The sequence below is a fragment of the Segatella copri genome, from assembly GCF_026015465.1.
Taxonomy (GTDB): domain Bacteria; phylum Bacteroidota; class Bacteroidia; order Bacteroidales; family Bacteroidaceae; genus Prevotella; species Prevotella copri_E.
This window is the reverse complement of sequence record NZ_JAPDUQ010000003.1, coordinates 18,494-34,458: the sequence shown is the minus strand read 5'-3', so window position 1 is coordinate 34,458 and position 15,965 is coordinate 18,494. Positions and strand designations below refer to the sequence as shown.

General features: G+C 45.4%; 17 protein-coding genes and 1 pseudogene. 7 read left to right on the top strand and 11 right to left on the bottom strand.

Going from position 1 to position 15,965, the window contains the following annotated elements; all coding sequences use genetic code 11:
* Nucleotide 1 precedes the first annotated feature (1 nt).
* The 7 genes and pseudogenes from ONT08_RS11350 to ONT08_RS11320 all read left to right on the top strand — a co-directional run.
* The gene (locus ONT08_RS11350; RefSeq protein WP_264959975.1) at nucleotides 2–952 is read left to right on the top strand and encodes a hypothetical protein; all 951 of its coding nucleotides are present in this window, start codon (nucleotides 2–4) and stop codon (nucleotides 950–952) included.
* A gap of 3 nt (nucleotides 953–955) precedes the next feature.
* The gene (locus tag ONT08_RS11345; protein WP_264959974.1) at nucleotides 956–2,602 is read left to right on the top strand and encodes a leucine-rich repeat domain-containing protein; all 1,647 of its coding nucleotides are present in this window, start codon (nucleotides 956–958) and stop codon (nucleotides 2,600–2,602) included.
* Nucleotides 2,603–2,632: 30 nt separating this feature from the next.
* A complete protein-coding gene (locus ONT08_RS11340; RefSeq protein ID WP_264959973.1) occupies nucleotides 2,633–3,202 on the top strand; it encodes a hypothetical protein in 570 nt (189 codons plus the stop codon).
* Nucleotides 3,203–3,238: 36 nt separating this feature from the next.
* Entirely contained in the window at nucleotides 3,239–4,207 is a 969-nt protein-coding gene (locus ONT08_RS11335) for a serine/threonine protein kinase (protein ID WP_264959972.1), read from the top strand.
* 73 nt (nucleotides 4,208–4,280) lie between these two features.
* Nucleotides 4,281–6,362: an AAA domain-containing protein gene (locus tag ONT08_RS11330; RefSeq protein WP_118085596.1), complete on the top strand. Its 2,082-nt coding sequence runs from the start codon at nucleotides 4,281–4,283 to the stop codon at nucleotides 6,360–6,362.
* A gap of 42 nt (nucleotides 6,363–6,404) precedes the next feature.
* Nucleotides 6,405–6,806: a hypothetical protein gene (locus ONT08_RS11325; RefSeq protein WP_264959971.1), complete on the top strand. Its 402-nt coding sequence runs from the start codon at nucleotides 6,405–6,407 to the stop codon at nucleotides 6,804–6,806.
* 5 nt (nucleotides 6,807–6,811) lie between these two features.
* Nucleotides 6,812–7,084 (top strand): annotated as a pseudogene (locus ONT08_RS11320) (MATE family efflux transporter); the annotation flags it as partial.
* A gap of 236 nt (nucleotides 7,085–7,320) precedes the next feature.
* Here the strand turns inward: ONT08_RS11320 and ONT08_RS11315 are convergent.
* The 11 genes from ONT08_RS11315 to ONT08_RS11265 all read right to left on the bottom strand — a co-directional run bounded on the left by ONT08_RS11315 (nucleotide 7,321) and on the right by ONT08_RS11265 (nucleotide 15,823).
* Nucleotides 7,321–8,883: a DEAD/DEAH box helicase family protein gene (locus tag ONT08_RS11315; RefSeq protein WP_264959970.1), complete on the bottom strand. Its 1,563-nt coding sequence runs from the start codon at nucleotides 8,881–8,883 to the stop codon at nucleotides 7,321–7,323.
* A 32-nt stretch (nucleotides 8,884–8,915) separates the two neighbouring features.
* On the bottom strand, nucleotides 8,916–9,245 hold the full coding sequence (locus tag ONT08_RS11310) for a hypothetical protein (protein WP_147337034.1): 330 nt from the start codon (nucleotides 9,243–9,245) through the stop codon (nucleotides 8,916–8,918).
* A 150-nt stretch (nucleotides 9,246–9,395) separates the two neighbouring features.
* A complete protein-coding gene (locus ONT08_RS11305; protein WP_182438710.1) occupies nucleotides 9,396–9,566 on the bottom strand; it encodes a hypothetical protein in 171 nt (56 codons plus the stop codon).
* 2 nt (nucleotides 9,567–9,568) lie between these two features.
* Entirely contained in the window at nucleotides 9,569–10,192 is a 624-nt protein-coding gene (locus ONT08_RS11300; RefSeq protein WP_264959969.1) for a hypothetical protein, read from the bottom strand.
* Nucleotides 10,193–10,556: 364 nt separating this feature from the next.
* Complete coding sequence (locus ONT08_RS11295) at nucleotides 10,557–10,862, bottom strand: DUF6169 family protein (protein ID WP_264959968.1); 306 nt, start codon at nucleotides 10,860–10,862, stop codon at nucleotides 10,557–10,559.
* Between the two features lie 9 nt (nucleotides 10,863–10,871).
* Complete coding sequence (locus tag ONT08_RS11290) at nucleotides 10,872–11,069, bottom strand: hypothetical protein (RefSeq protein ID WP_264959967.1); 198 nt, start codon at nucleotides 11,067–11,069, stop codon at nucleotides 10,872–10,874.
* The gene (locus tag ONT08_RS11285; RefSeq protein ID WP_167529954.1) at nucleotides 11,069–11,236 is read right to left on the bottom strand and encodes a hypothetical protein; all 168 of its coding nucleotides are present in this window, start codon (nucleotides 11,234–11,236) and stop codon (nucleotides 11,069–11,071) included. The genes ONT08_RS11290 and ONT08_RS11285 overlap by 1 nt, the downstream gene beginning before the upstream one ends.
* 168 nt (nucleotides 11,237–11,404) lie before the next feature.
* On the bottom strand, nucleotides 11,405–12,712 hold the full coding sequence (locus ONT08_RS11280) for a nucleotidyltransferase family protein (RefSeq protein WP_264959966.1): 1,308 nt from the start codon (nucleotides 12,710–12,712) through the stop codon (nucleotides 11,405–11,407).
* A gap of 411 nt (nucleotides 12,713–13,123) precedes the next feature.
* Entirely contained in the window at nucleotides 13,124–13,618 is a 495-nt protein-coding gene (locus tag ONT08_RS11275) for a hypothetical protein (protein ID WP_264959965.1), read from the bottom strand.
* On the bottom strand, nucleotides 13,618–14,400 hold the full coding sequence (locus ONT08_RS11270) for a hypothetical protein (protein ID WP_118200733.1): 783 nt from the start codon (nucleotides 14,398–14,400) through the stop codon (nucleotides 13,618–13,620). Before ONT08_RS11270 ends, ONT08_RS11275 begins: the two co-directional genes overlap by 1 nt.
* 295 nt (nucleotides 14,401–14,695) lie before the next feature.
* The gene (locus ONT08_RS11265; protein WP_264959964.1) at nucleotides 14,696–15,823 is read right to left on the bottom strand and encodes a dTDP-glucose 4,6-dehydratase; all 1,128 of its coding nucleotides are present in this window, start codon (nucleotides 15,821–15,823) and stop codon (nucleotides 14,696–14,698) included.
* Between the last annotated feature and the right edge of the window lie 142 nt (nucleotides 15,824–15,965).

Sequence of the window (15,965 nt, the reverse complement as noted above, 5' to 3'; positions counted from 1 at the left end):
TATGATGATACTCTTATTCATATTAAGCCTGTGGTCAGCATCCGTTCAGGCACAGGAATTTTCGGTAGCAGGTTTCCGCCTGTTGCCCAACGACGTGAGTGCCTTTATCACCCCCGTGCGCGACCTCAACGATGAACCTTGCGCCCTGGTGAAGGTAGAAGCACCCTCCGACTTTGCCTTCTCCACCCCGCTCGGAATCGTATCGCGAAAAGATAAAGTGGGCGAAATCTGGCTCTATCTTCCTAAAGGCTCCAAACTGCTCACCATCAAGCATCCGGAATGGGGCGTGCTCCGCGATTACCGGTTCAACAAACCGCTGGAAAGCAGAATGACCTACGAGCTGAAACTGAAACTGCCCAAGCCTACTCCTATCATCCAGGAGAAGCACGACACCATCGTAGAGGTAAAGACGGTAATAGATACGATTGCCATCCCACAAGTACGTAAGAAGATGCCACTCGCCCTCTACACGCTCGCCACGCTATCCCTTCATGAAGACGGACCGTCCTATGGTCTCTTCTTCGCCCTGATGCGCCGCCACGGCTTCTTCATCCATGCCAGCAGCAACCTCAAGAGCATAGGCAGCACAGAGGGAACCTGCAACAAAGAAGGCTACACGCCGGGCAGCAGCATCAAACCTTATTATACAGGCAGTACACGCCACCAGAACTACACCTTTACCGCTGGAGCCATCCACCACATCACGCATGGTTTCTGCCTCTTCGAAGGCGTAGGCTACGGCAAAGCCGCTACAGCCTGGCAGCAGACCGAGAGCAGCGGAGGCGGATACCTGCTCAACGAAGACCTTACCCACAAAGGCTTCGCAGCCCAGCTGGGTGTGCTCGCCTCGTTCAACAGAGTGAGCATTGCAGCCTCAGCCATCACCATCGCCGGGAAACAATGGCAGGGCAGCATCGGCATAGGTATTAAAATAGGAAAACAAAAGAAGTAAGAAATGAACATAAAAAGCATATTACGCAGCATCAGATTTCTTGCCCTCCTGATAGGAAACATGATGATGGCAGGTTGCAGCAATAGCGATAAGCCTGCTTATCTGGAGCCGCACCTGATAACCACAGAGGCGACCCACATCACCCGAACAGAGGCTACCCTCAACGGATCAGCTACCATAGAGGGAGAAACAGAAATGCCGAAACTCCTGTTCAGATACGGCACTTCGGAGAGCATGAACCTCAATACCAGCGAGGTTCATGCCCAGGGAGCTGACGTCTCGCTGGTTCTGACGGGGCTCAAAGCGGGCACTACCTATTATTATATGCTGCAGGGCAACAACGGGCGAACAACCACAACCAGCAACATGATGAGTTTCACCACCCAGCCCAATATAAGTCCGAAACTATCGTCGGCTACACTCTTGAGTCACGGACCGATGAGCGCATTCGTAAGCTACGAAATAACCGATGATGGTGGCGAGCCGATGACCGAAACCGGATGCTACGTTTATCTGACCGGCGAGCCGGAGAACAAGCAGAAATGCATCGTAGAAAACTTTGACGGAAAGAAGGGAAAAATCAAGTTGCGCATCGGAAATCTGGAGCGGAATGCCCACTACGAATTCCAGCCTTTCGCCCGGAATATGGTAGGAGAAACCATAGGAACCGCCATCAAATATGATACGAGCGACGCCATTACGCTAAACGAAACAGGCGAACTGACACAGCTGATGGGCAACCATCTTTACGAATACACCCAGCTGACCATAGCCGGAACCCTGAACGGCGAAGACCTCAGCTGTATGAGAATGATGATGGGGCGCAACAACGATAACGCAGTCACCCCCGGCAAGCTATCGGATATAGACCTTACCGACGTTCACCTCGCAGCAGGCGGAATGGTAGGTCCTTATCATCACGAAGCTGCAGAAAACCAGATTGTACAAGGCACATTTGCCGGTTGCGAAAAACTCACCCACGTAGTTCTTCCTGCCGATGCAACCACCATAGAGAAAGATGCATTTGCCGATTGTACTTCGCTCCGCGAGATAGAAATTCCTGCCTCAGCAGGCAGCATTCTCCCTTCCAGCGGATGCACGGCGCTCGAAGCCCTTACGGTTTCGCCCGCCAACGCTTACTACAAGAGTCAGGACGGCGTGCTGCTGAATGCAGAAGGCAACAAAATCGTCTGGTTTCCGATGGGCAAGAAGGGCAAATACACCCTTCCTTCCGCCTTTACCTCCATTGGCGCCTACGCCTTCAAGGAATGCAGCATCGAGGCGTTTTATCTGTCAGACAACGTTGAAACATTAGGACAAGGCGCCTTCATGGACAGTCAGATAAAGGAAATACATCTCGGGGCAGGCATCAAGCTGATTCCTACAGGCGTTTTCCAAGGCTGCCGGAAACTCATGAAAGTATATCTGGGAGCCAACACAGAACAAATCAGCAACTACGCCTTCGACGAAAGTCCGCTTACCGACCTTTATGTTTCAGCTTCCATGATTCCTTACTGCGAAGAAAACGCCTTCGCCAACAAGGTAGAAGGCTTCTTCGCCACCTGCGTGCTCCACGTGCCTGCAGGCATGAAAAAGAGGTATCAGAACCATAAAATATGGGGGAAATTCACCCATATAGTAGAAGAATAAAAATGTTGAATAATAATTAAAAGATAAATTATGACAACACCCGAAATAGAAGAGCTCAAATCGCTCGTAGAACAGAAATACGGCAAGATTCTTGCCACGACAACCGACTTCGAAGAGTTTTCACTCTATCTGGAGAAGAATACATGTGGAACTATTTCGCCATCCACCCTCAAACGACTCTATGGATACGTGAGCGACAATCACAAGCCACGCATGGTAACCCTCGATGTGCTTTCCCAATATATCGGTCATCGGAACTACATGGAATTTACCCATTGGCTCAAGACAAGCACCAAGTACAACAGTTCCTTCTTCAAGGCAAACCAGCTGGTAAGTAGCGATTTACAAGAAGGTACTCTTGTTTCTGTCGGTTGGAGTCCCAACCGTCTGCTGCAGCTCCGCTATCTGGGCGAAAGCACCTATGAAATAGAGAAATCAGAGAACAGCAAGCTGCAGCCTGGCGACCGCTTCGTAACAGGCTGTTTCATCAAGGAGCAGCCCCTCTTCCTGCCCTACATCGAGCGTGGCGGCGAGCGTACAGCCTCGTTCGTAGCCGGCAGAAACGGCGGACTTACCGTCATCAGCATCAACGAAAAATAAGATAACAGTAATCAAGAAAAAGAGGAATCCGTGAGCATGGAAGAAACTGAAGAAAAGAAGAAGAAAACGACATCGGGATTTACCGAGGATATCAGCAAGGAGATGAGCAATTCAAACCCCTTGCCTGTGGAGGATGCATTCAGCAATCTCCACCAATGCTACGTGTCTATTTCGGGCCATACACGCATCTTTACAGCCACCAAATACGGCAAGCGTTTCATGTTGAAATGTCTCAAGAACGATTTTCTCTACACCCCTATTTACCGCCAGGCACTTGCCAAGGAGTTTGAAATAGGCCAGCAGCTGGAACATCCCAATATCTGCCGTACCATCGACCTGGAAAAGGTTGACAATCTGGGCACGGTAGTGGTGATGGAATATATTGACGGCGATAATCTGGAGCAGCTCATCAAGAAGAATGCCCTCTCGGCAGAACTCGCCCGCAAGATAGCAGGACAGCTGATGGATGCGCTGGAATATATGCACAACAAACAGATGATTCATCGCGATCTGAAGCCTTCCAACATCATGATTACACATAACGGACAGAACGTGAAGCTCATTGATTTCGGTCTCTCGGATAGCGATTCTTTCTGCGTATTGAAATCGCCAGCCGGAACTTCGGGCTATATTGCTCCCGAACAGATGTTGCCGGGCGCCAAGGCAGAACCGCGTGCCGACATTTATTCTCTGGGCATGGTTCTGGGCGAAATGGCCAAGACTACGGGCGATAAGGCACTCAGCAAGATGGCAGAAATCTGTAGTTGCCGCGACCCGCAAAGCCGTCCGCAGAATATCGTCCAACTGCGCCAGCGCCTGTCCTGTACGCCCCGTTACCGCCACGCCTTGCTCCTGCTCTGTGCCCTCATCATCGCCCTACTGGCAGCCCTGGCCGGGAGTTATTATCATCTGGAGAAGAATGCCCAAGAACCTGCATCTTCGGCAAGCGACAGCATTCAGCTCAACGACAATAAGGTAATCGACTATCAGCTTTGGGATAAATAAAGCAGGAACTTTAAACATATTTATCTCTTTTTCTTTCCATATTCGGCAGAAATACGCTACTTTTGCACCCTATATGGAACAGATTTCACCAATTCAGGCATTATTGCAGCAACGCACCCTGCTCCAGCTGGAGTATTATACCGAGAAAGAAGCCTTCCGCAAGCTTACCGAACAGATGGGCATGCAGCGGAAGGTGAAACGAGGTGATGCCTGGTTCCCGCTACAGGTGGGAAAGAGCTTTTATAATTCGCTGAACCAGACAGCCATTGAGGTCTTCCGCACCTCTGACCAGGATATCGAGCACAATTTTGAGTTCGGTCGCCCCGTCATGTTCTTTATGGTCAAGAAGATGGGGAAAAATGAGAACCAGGGCAGCACAGCCCTTCAGCTGTCAGAAAATCCCTCAGACGCTAATCATAAAGTTCAAAGTTCAAATCTCAAAGTTCAAAGTATAAAATATTTTTCTTTTACGGGAACCGTGAGCTATGTAGATGGCGACAGAATGGTGATTACCATGCCCGACTCTGCCCCATTGCTCGACTTGCAGCAATCTACGGAGCCTATCGGCGTGCAGCTATCCTTTGATGAAACCAGCTACAAGCTGATGTTCGAGGCTCTGGATAGAGTGATGAAGGCGAAGAACAACCGCCTGGCTTATCTCCGCGACTTATTCTATTCGCATCAGAAGGCAGACAGATTCTCCTTCGAACCGATGAAGTTCCCTTGGCTCAATCCTACCCAGGAAAGGGCAGTAAACGAGGTACTTTGGGCAAAGGATGTAGCCATCGTTCACGGACCTCCGGGAACCGGAAAGACTACAACCCTGGTGGAAGCCATCAACGAAACCCTGATGCGAGAGAGTCAGGTGTTGGTGTGTGCACAGAGCAATATGGCGGTGGACTGGATTTCCGAAAAACTGGTGGATAGAGGCATCAACGTGCTCCGTATCGGAAACCCTACCCGTGTGAACGACAAGATGCTGGGCTTCACCTACGAGCGCCGTTTCGAGAGTCATCCCGACTATCCGCAACTCTGGGCTATCCGCAAGGCAATCAGAGAATTAAGAAAAAACAGGAAGAAAGGCAGCGAAAACTATCATCAGAAGATGGAGAGGCTGAAGAGTCGTGCCGCCGAAATAGAAATCCGTATCAACAGCGAACTCTTTGGCGAGGCGCGTGTCATCGCCTGCACCCTGGTGGGTTCTGCCCACCGGTTGCTGGAAGGCATGAAGTTTGGTACCCTCTTTATCGACGAGGCTGCCCAGGCTTTGGAAGCAGCCTGCTGGATTCCGATGAGAAGAGCCAGTCGGGTGATTCTGGCAGGCGACCATTGTCAGCTGCCGCCTACCGTGAAGAGTATTGCGGCATTGAGAGCCGGACTGGGCAAGACCCTGATGGAGCGTATTGCCGAAAACAAGCCTGAGGTAGTGACCCTACTGAAGATTCAGTACCGCATGAACGATGAAATCATGCGATTCTCCAGCGACTGGTTCTACGGGGGCAAGGTGGAGAGTGCGCCACAGATCAAATACCGGAGCGTATTGGATTACGACCATCCGATAACGTGGATTGATACAGGGGAAGAAAGTGAAGAACGAAGAGTGAAGAGTGAAGAATTCAATAGCTCTTCTGATGATGCTTCGGAAGAAAGTGAAGAACAAGAGAATTCTTCACTCTTCACTCATCACTCTTCACTTTACAAGGAGCAGTTTGTGGGCGAGAGTTTCGGGCGCATCAACAAGGCAGAAGCCGAGCTCACCCTGCTGACCCTGGCGGAATACTTCACCAAGATAGGCAAGCAGCGGGTATTGAGTGAGAGCATCGATGTAGGCATCATTTCGCCTTATCGTGCCCAGGTGCAGTATCTGAAGAAGCTCATCAAGAAGTATGAGTTCTTCAAGCCTTACCGCCGTCTGATCAGCGTGAATACGGTAGATGGTTTCCAGGGACAGGAAAGAGACGTGATTCTCATCTCCCTGGTGCGTTCCAACGATGAAGGCCAAATAGGTTTTCTGAAAGACCTCCGCCGCATGAACGTGGCGATGACGAGAGCCCGAATGAAGCTCATCATCCTGGGCAACAAGGACACAATGACCCGACATCCTTTCTACAAGAAACTGTGGGAGTATGTAGAGGCAATCAACAACAATGAATAGAAAAAAACAATTTCAGCAAGTAAAATAGGCAAAAACAAGATTATGCTACAGCGAGACTACATACAGCGACTGATTCGCGAGTTTATGGCGGCACTCGAAAGAATGCTCGAAAAGAAAGAGGTGGAGGTGAGACGTGAGAAGATCAGGGAACTCTACAATCAATACGTAGGTCCTTATGCCTTCTACAGCATCGCCACTATTGAGGACGTGATGAAGGCTATGGCAGGAATCGACGACGAGGAGAAGCGACTCTCCAAGATGGACATGCTTGCCGAACTCTACTATCACGAGGCGGATACCGTGGGGCAGCCCGCAAGAGATGAACTTCTGAACAAGGCTTTCATGCTCTTCGATTACGTGGAAGCACACGGAGATACCTTCTCCATCGAGCGCCGCAACAAAATGGCACAAATCAAACAAAAGATTGGAGATGCACTCTACTAATTTATGCTGCCCAGTTTATGCGTATAGCCAACTATTTCTATCCTTGCTTAGGCTTGCTCACCATTCTGCGCTACAGCATCCAGGGCCTGGGTTACAGCAATCTCTCGATACTGAGTGGCGTAATGGAAATGATAGCGAGATGCGGTGTGAGTCTCTGGCTGGTGCCAGCCCTGGCGTGGACGGGAGTCTGCTTCGGCGACCCTGTAGCATGGGTCATGGCAGCTCTCTTCCTTATCCCCGCCTTCCTTTGGCTTTATAAACATCTGAAGAAGGAGTAAACCCATACGCCATGAGCCAACGGATACTAACAGAAAAGAAAGGTAAAAGTCAGAAATAATTCCCTTTCTTTTTACTGAATCCGGTGCAAAGATCCACATTTTATCGTTTATAGACGACAAACGTCATTTTTCATTTCATCTCCTCATTCTCTCCATGGAGATGATACTCTTTCACATCCATCTGCAGATATGCCCGGTCTGTTCTTTGCGTTCCATTTTATATATTTTCTTTGTCGTTACAACTCTATGGTTCTGCAGTATCCATTGCTACCTTCTACTTCCGCCTCATGGTCATTCCATTTATATATGTATTTATATTCTGGAGGTAAGATAATATTGCCCCTCCTGTCCAACAGTCCATACAAACATTTCTGCATACCTATTCTGCATTCGGCATAATCACCTCGGAAGTTGGAGATATGAGAGTAGATAGGTTTCACGATGATGTCATCCTTCACCTTCAGCCCCCATCTGCCATCCTGCTGGAAAGGCTCTACATTCTTCAGATATTCATCAAGTTGTTGGACGGTCATCTTCTTCCTTGCCGTATTCGCCTTCTTGACCACTATCAGCTCATCATTCACGGCAATAATGCTCTGCAGCTTCTTCACATAGGTTGGAATGATACCCTTACCAACCCTCAACCCAGCAAACATGCTCTCCCAGTTGCGAGGCTTGTCGGGCAAGCCAAACTTGCGGTAGTTACCTACGTTGTCGATAATCATGCACACCTTATCATTGTTCTTATGGTTGATGCGCAACCCGCGCCCCACCATCTGCAGGTACTTGGCAAGCGACAGTGTAGGGCGTGCCATCTGGATAAACTCTACGTCCGGACAGTCAAAGCCCTCGTCGAAGAGGTTCACGTTTACCATGCAGTCTATCTCACTGCGTCTGAAAGCCTCCACCATCTCCTTGCGTTTCTTGGCAGGAGTCTTACTGTCCAGTGCCACACTTTTTATTCCGAGGGCATTGTAACAGGCGGCTATCGCCTGGGCATGAACAATGTCTATGGCATATACGATTCCCTTCTTGCCGTCAGCATATTTCTTTACGCTGTCATAAAGCCTTTGAATAGTCTGCGGAATGTTCAGTTTCTCGTCCATCTCCTTGATGGCATAATCGCCATCGCTTCCTCGTCCCTTCAACTGGTTCACCGTCAACTGGTCTTGTGAAAACTTACCAATCACCACATAATCGTATGGTGCAAGATAACCACGCATAATGAAGTCGTTGGTGCAAGGAGAAACGATCAACCTCTCAAACAACTTGCTAAAGGAGTTCTTGTTCATACGGCATGGAGTTGCCGTCATACCGATTTTCAGGGCCTTTCTGTACCTGCCAAACAGGTCTTGATAGGAGGTTGCTATGGCGTGATGCGCCTCATCCACTACGATGAGTCCTGGCGTACACCCAGCCCCTTCCAGTTCGTCGATATGTATGTTCAACCATTGAATGGACAGCACCCTTATCCTTACTTTCGCTTTCAGCTCCATTTCCTTCTCCCCATAGTCCAGACAGAATCTGTCCAGCGTCTGCTGCATTTGCTCCACCAGTTCACGGCGGTGCGCTACAATCCACACTTCGCCCGTGTCATGTTTATCAAGGAACCATTTCACCACAGCCGCCATCACGTAGGTCTTTCCCGTACCTGTCGGCATCTGCACCATCACCGAACTGCCCACCTTCTCCTTCTTACCATTCTCATCGTAGAATCTGCCAGTAGCAGCAGTCGTCAGCACGTTGATAATGTCCTCCAGCATCTTCTGCTGGTAATCATAAAGTTTGATTTTCTTCATTCAAAAGAAATATAGAATACCATAACTGGCATTCATACCAATTTCATAAATCCGATATACATCAAAGCATCGGCGATGCTCTGCTGTACTGGATTTTTCTTGTCCGAAGCCCATGAATATTTCGCTTGAATTTTGCGAAGTTCCTCACGCTTCTCTATATATTGCTTCTCCAGTTGGTTCAGAATCAGCTTGGAAGCTTGTGACATAGGAATCTTGCCAGCCTCTTTGTCCATCACTTCTTGCAACTTGATGTTACATTCCGTCAAACTTTCCAATACTTTGCGGTATTCCATCATGCCGGGAATATCACCTATCTGACTTTCCGTAGTATCTCTTAGTATAGTCCTTACGCAATCAGGCATAAGGATGATGGCAAGCTCACATTTATCAATCTTGCATGTTCTTGAATCACTTTCTTGGTATCATACGCTATCATCGTAACCAAGTCAAGTTTATCTCTAAATGGTAAAATCTTCAGTATAACCATATCTATATGTTATAAATCAAAATAATCAGTTTCTCAGCAATCGCATCAAAGCAGGACGATTGCCGTAATTGTATTCTACCTCCTCCACAAAATCCAAGATAAGCTTCTTGGAAACATCACAACATGTGTACATACCCTTGATGCCGTCATCATAGAAAATAACCAAGTTGGGTATTGTTGGATACCATAACTTCAATATTAATCTGCAAATTCTATTTTCCAATTGTTTTTTAGAAGTTTTTCATCTAATAGTTCAAAATGTTCCTTTGATATAGCCATACACAAAAGATATTGTGGACGACTCATTGCAACATAACCAATTCGTAAAGCTTGCTTTTCATATTTCTTATTTCCTTTATATGGAAGTCCTTCAAGTTGGGCTCCAAAATATTCACTCTCACATTTTTCATGAAAAGAAGTTTCCATATATAAAGTTGCCACATGAGTTTCTCCTTTTACAGAATGTACTGTACCCACTTCTATTTCAACATCATCGGAGTGAAATATGTTATTAGATATGTTACTTTCCTTGGTAACATGATTATTACTATTTTGAAGAAATTTTCTAAGTTCTAGATTATCTAGTGAGAAGTTAAATAACGCACGTAAATCTTTTTCTATATAATCCTTTATTTCTTCAACAACCTTCGTATCTATATCCTCATCAGTATTGATTATGTTAAGTACCCAATTTCCTATCCGCTTTTTTAAGTTGAAATAAAAAGATTCATTGACCATCTTTATATATGACAACAGGCGTGATTTTGTATAGCGAATGTTTTTCCCTTCCTTATCAAAACTATATCCTAAGCTATTCAGCAATTTTCTTTATCACATACAGACTTTAATACATTGGCTATACTATCACCAAACCTCAAACTTGACATAATTGGCATAGTCCTTCCGATCTTCCATAGTCCTTCGGTCTCACTTTCGTCATATATTGCCTGATGAGGATCACCAAAGCACTGGACAACAACCGATTTTTGTATATCACCAATACAGCGTCCCCACTATATTACAAGCAGTTACACCTATCAGTTTTTTGAAAAAAAATATATTTTGTATCGTTTTAAGGGTGAAGGATTGCTAAGCAAACTCCTTCACCTCATCTGTTTTTTCAACATAGTAACATGGAAGCATCGCTCAATGGCTATGTTGTGGATTGCTACAATACTTATAAAAATTAGTCATGACTATTAGGTTTTACCCTAAACATTGCTACTGTGTTAGAAAAATCTGCAACAATATCTATAATATTCGGATTATCTTTTCGAATAATTAAAGCTGCAAAATTTTCAATTCCCTCCATATCTTCGATACTGACAGGCATTAAAATAAACTTATCTTTCATTTGATAAGAGGAAAACCAATATTCAAACAGGCGGCTTCGCATATACTGCTTACCATCACCACTCTCACAAATATACAAGAGAGCTGCTTCGTTCATATTAAAGAAGTTCTTAATGATAAGCATCACGGTATCACGCATTTTCAAGTCTCATGGAGAAGGTATTTTGTTTACATTGATGATAGAAAAGACATATGATTCTGCATTTTCAATTATGTCATCATCATCAAAGCCAATAGCAAGTAGCACACCAAAATCACTTTTAAAGCGATAAGTTCGAGACTTTTCATGCCAATAAACCTCATAAGGAGCGGAAGCATTAATTATATCCAAAGAAAGCGGTTTCATTACCAAACATTTATATATTTAGGATATACCCCCGTTCGTTCCTTATATTCCTCACAAAGACTCTTAGTAATTTCAGCTACACGAGCCTTTTTACGTTCTTTTGCTGCCATAAATCTTTTCATTGCAGCTTCACGCTTTTCCCAAAATTCTTTATCCAATGTATCCATAATAGTTCTCCTTTAAAATTCTTTAATTGCAATCTGCCGCAAAAATACGCTTTTTCCTCGAAACCACCAAGAAAATCAAAAGAAATCTTTGATAATCCGTGAAATCTGTGGGACTTAAAATAAGCGGTTATCTCTTCTTCATTGAGGGGAGAAGCCCGAGATAATCTATTATTCCTTATTCTTCATCCTCCAGAAGAAATGCCATGTCCTAAAGATAGGCTCACATAGAGCCTCAGCAGGATAATATCTCACGAAGTGCATATTCCTCCATATCTTCAGGAAATATTTCTTTGCCATTCCTTGTTGTGTGAAATGCCCATACTTGGTGAAATGCTTTCCGAAGTTGCCACCATTCAAAATCTCAGAAAGCAGCAACTTTCCACGCTTTTCATCCATCGGAGCTATCATCTTATCCTCAGCCAATCCAAGCACTTCATGCAGCACAAACATCACAGCACCTGCAAACTTCCACAATCCCAAATACTTCAGTTCTCTCTGCACCACATCCAAAGCAGTAGAGGCAGAAGAATCTGTAGTGAAAGCAGAACTGACAGAAGCATCAGAAGCTATATCCCCACTAACACCCCGGCGGTCCCATCCCGCACAATCTGGCGAGACCTTTGATGGTCCGCCATCCTTAGAGCGTAGCGGTTCCGAGCACCGAGTAGGGCGGTTTCCTCCCTCTCCCCTGAGGGTGAGAGGGTCGGGGTGAGAGGTGGAGCCCTCTTTGGAAAGAGGGACGGGGTGATTCGAAAAATCAGTATCCAAAAATACATTTTTTGAGAAATCATTGACTACAAGGAAATAGTCAATGATTTGCCTCATTCCAATCCCCTCATCAAAGAAATGATGATAAAGATGCGTCAGCTGATAAATCACATTGAATGCCGTCGTTGGTATAGCAATTTCTCCAATACCATCTGGTAGGCTAACAACATTTGAGCATTGCAAATCCGCATTCCGCTTAAACCATTTCTGCAATCTAACATGATAAATCGGATTGTTCATGGTACAAGGAAAAAAATGCAATTCTACAGGCACTCCATCCATAGAAGTCTCCAAATGTTGGAATCTTATATCATTGCCAATTTCAAAATGCGTCTTGGCATATTCCGTTATCTGTTCACGGCTTGCATTCACCCATACATCAATATCTCCCGGATTTCGGGAATACGCATTTGAATACATCAAGGCATTCCCTTGACCTTTTAGAATGCAGCACCTCAGTCCATCTTCTCTAAGCATGGAATAGAGCTTGCTTGCAACCACATTCACTTTCATATTCTGTCTGCGAATCTGTTGCGCCTTCCCCATCCAAGTCATCAGCAGTTCCCTCCCTATCGGATTCAGCCTCAGCTCTTCTGGATACTCTTCTCCCAGCCTTTCGATACCATCAAAACAAAGCCCAAGCAAAGCCTGCTTAGAGGCAAAAGAATATAGCGCCTGCCAGTTCATACCAGCAATCACTCTACTCATATTCCTCTTTTTCCCCAGACAATATCGTAAAAAAGCAAAATATGGAGATGTACTATTCATATATGTTTTCACCTTCAACTTTACCTCAGAATCTTTAGTTACTCATTTTATAAAGCGGGAACTTATCAGTGTCACGTAATCTTTTTTCTAATTGCCAAAAATCTGAAAGTTCATAAAATGTCCATAACCATTCCAAGTAAAGAGTAATCATTGAATCAAGACTCACACATCTTCTTCGCCTCATTGTCACCGATTACAACCTCGGCGAACTTTGGCTTGCAGTTTAAATGTTTCTTGCCTTGTACCATAATTTGAAAATTTAAAATAACGGTACAAAGGTACAAAACTTTATCTAGGCGCACGATACGGCTTTCACCGACACTTACCCTACAAGACTATCCGAAGAATCCATCAATCCTCAAACTTCAGTTCCCCAAAGAATTGATGATAAGGAATTGTAATATCAATAAAGCGGAAGGATAATGAACCTTCAGCAGCCTTAATCATATCATATACCTTCTTACACTCGACATCAGCAGTACCATAAAAATTTACATCAGGCTCAACATCTGCTTGTGCAAACATTTTAGTATCATTAGGTACTACTGTACGAGGAGTGATTTTAGCTCCACGCCTTTGCTTTTCAGCATAAACCTCACCAATCATCTTGCCAGCCCTGATAGCATGGTCATAGTTGAATGGTATCACCAACATATTCTTAAGAGGTAACTCATCTACGTCACCCCTCACACAATACTCAGCAATAGCAATGGTACTGACCTTGACAACAAAGTCATGCTCCAAGAAGTACCTGAAATAATCCAAAGCATTATCATGCAAAGGGTCAGCTTCATTCAAAAGGCGAATGAAGAAACTGGTATCCAAAAGTACACAATTCTGTTCCATCAAGCAATATCTCCCCTTATATTAGCCAACCATTCGTCAGCATTAACACCCTTCCACTTTGGAGTCGCCTTGGTGATAAGACTCTTTAGATAGTCCTCGTCATAGCGAGGTTGATAATCCAACAACTCAATCAAAGTAAGCGTTGACTTATCAATATCTCCTGTTAGAATATTCTTCTTGGCACGTACTCTTACACCAAATTTCTTATACAAAGGATTCCCCTTGTAATCTGCCAAATACTCTTTATCCGTACGAATTGTCAAAGTACCTGCATTTTTGGTATCAAGGTGAATATTAGCCTTATCCTTGCCACCAGCATCCGTCAAGATTCCATAATAATAGCATTCCACATCCACCATGACATTTTCACGGCGAACATAGTGAGTAAGAGGAGAAATCTTGAACACACGTCTTGGCTTATCAGATGTACCAATCTCAATGTCATAATTATGACGCAAAGCAAACGCTTGCAAATTTTCCAACGCTTGGGCACTATTTACCTCCAGTTTATCAATAGAACCACTATTCTGCTCAACCGCCCCAAGCATAGAAGAGAACATCAATACATTCTGCAATGAAGTTCTAAAAATATTAATCACAGAACCCTCCTTCATTTCGTATGAAATCACAGGGCGATCCTTGCGCTTTTTCTTGTCAGGATAAAGCAAATTTTCCACCTCATCGAGCAAGAATCGTATCTGCCCGATGTCAAAATTGGCAGGAGAAAGAGGCTCATCCCCATTCTTGCCAATTATCCTTAGTGAAATCTCATTTTTATCCATAATCGGTGCAAATATAATATTATTTTTTCATTTTCCAATATAAATACCTCTCTTTTTAGCATAATTTATAGCTTCAATAACCAGGCGGTCCCATCCCGCACAACCTGGCGAAGACCGCTTTGGTCCGCCAACCTTAGAGCGAAGCGGTTCTGAGCACCGGAGGGCGGTTACATCCCTAATCCCTATGGTAGGGATTTAGGGCTTGGGTATAGGGTAAGGACCCTCCCTCTAGGGTTTCTGTCCCCTACAAGGGGAACCGAAGGGGTAGTAAAGACTATTGAAGACAGGTGGGGCATCAACAATACATATTCTCATAATACTTCTGATACTCCCCAGAAGTAACATGATCCATCCATTCCTGGTTATCGAGATACCATTTTACGGTCTCCTCGATACCCTCCTCAAACTGGAGAGATGGCTCCCAACCCAATTCCTTCTGGAGCTTGCGAGAATCGATGGCGTAACGCATATCGTGACCCTTTCTGTCTGTTACATAAGTAATCAAATCCAAGTCAGCACCCTCAGGGCGACCGAGCAATCTATCAACAGTCTTGATTACCACCTTGATGATATCGATGTTCTTCCACTCGTTAAAACCGCCGATGTTGTAAGTCTCGGCAATCTTGCCCTTGTGGAAAATCATATCGATGGCACGGGCATGATCCACTACATACAACCAGTCGCGCACATTCTCACCCTTACCATATACTGGCAATGGCTTGCGATGACGGATGTTGTTGATGAACAGCGGAATCAACTTCTCTGGGAACTGGTATGGACCGTAGTTGTTAGAGCAGTTGGTCACGATGGTTGGCATACCGTATGTATCGTGGAAAGCACGGACGAAGTGGTCTGAGCTTGCCTTGGATGCAGAGTATGGAGAGTGAGGATTGTACTTGGTAGTCTCTACGAAGAACTCCTCGCCGTAAGCCTCGTGGTTCTTATCGCTGGATGCCTTGGTAGTGAAAGGAGCAGGAATGCCCTCAGGATGAGTCATCTGCAAGGCACCATACACCTCATCGGTAGAGATGTGGTAGAAGCGCTTGCCCTCATATCCCTCAGGAAGACTCTCCCAGTAAATCTTTGCCGCCTGGAGCAGAGACAGGGTACCCATCACGTTGGTATGAGCGAAAGTGAATGGATCCTTGATACTTCTATCTACGTGGCTCTCGGCAGCGAGATGGATGATGCCATCCACCTTGTAGTCCTGCATCAGCTTCAACATCAGGTCGAAATCACAGATATCACCCTTAACGAAAGTATAGTTAGGCTTGTCCTCGATGTCCTTGAGGTTAGCCAGGTTGCCTGCGTATGTCAACTTGTCGAGGTTGATGATGTGATACTCAGGATATTTGTTCACGAAAAGTCTTACTACGTGTGAGCCGATGAAACCAGCACCGCCTGTGATTAATATATTATGCATACTTACTAATTTATTTTTTAGGAATCCCTCAACCTTGCGGTCCCATCCCGCAAAAACTGGCGAGACCTCTGACGGTCCGCTAACTTTAGAGCGTAGCGGTTCCGAGCACGCCAAAAGTGTGCGGTTACATCCCCGCTTCCTG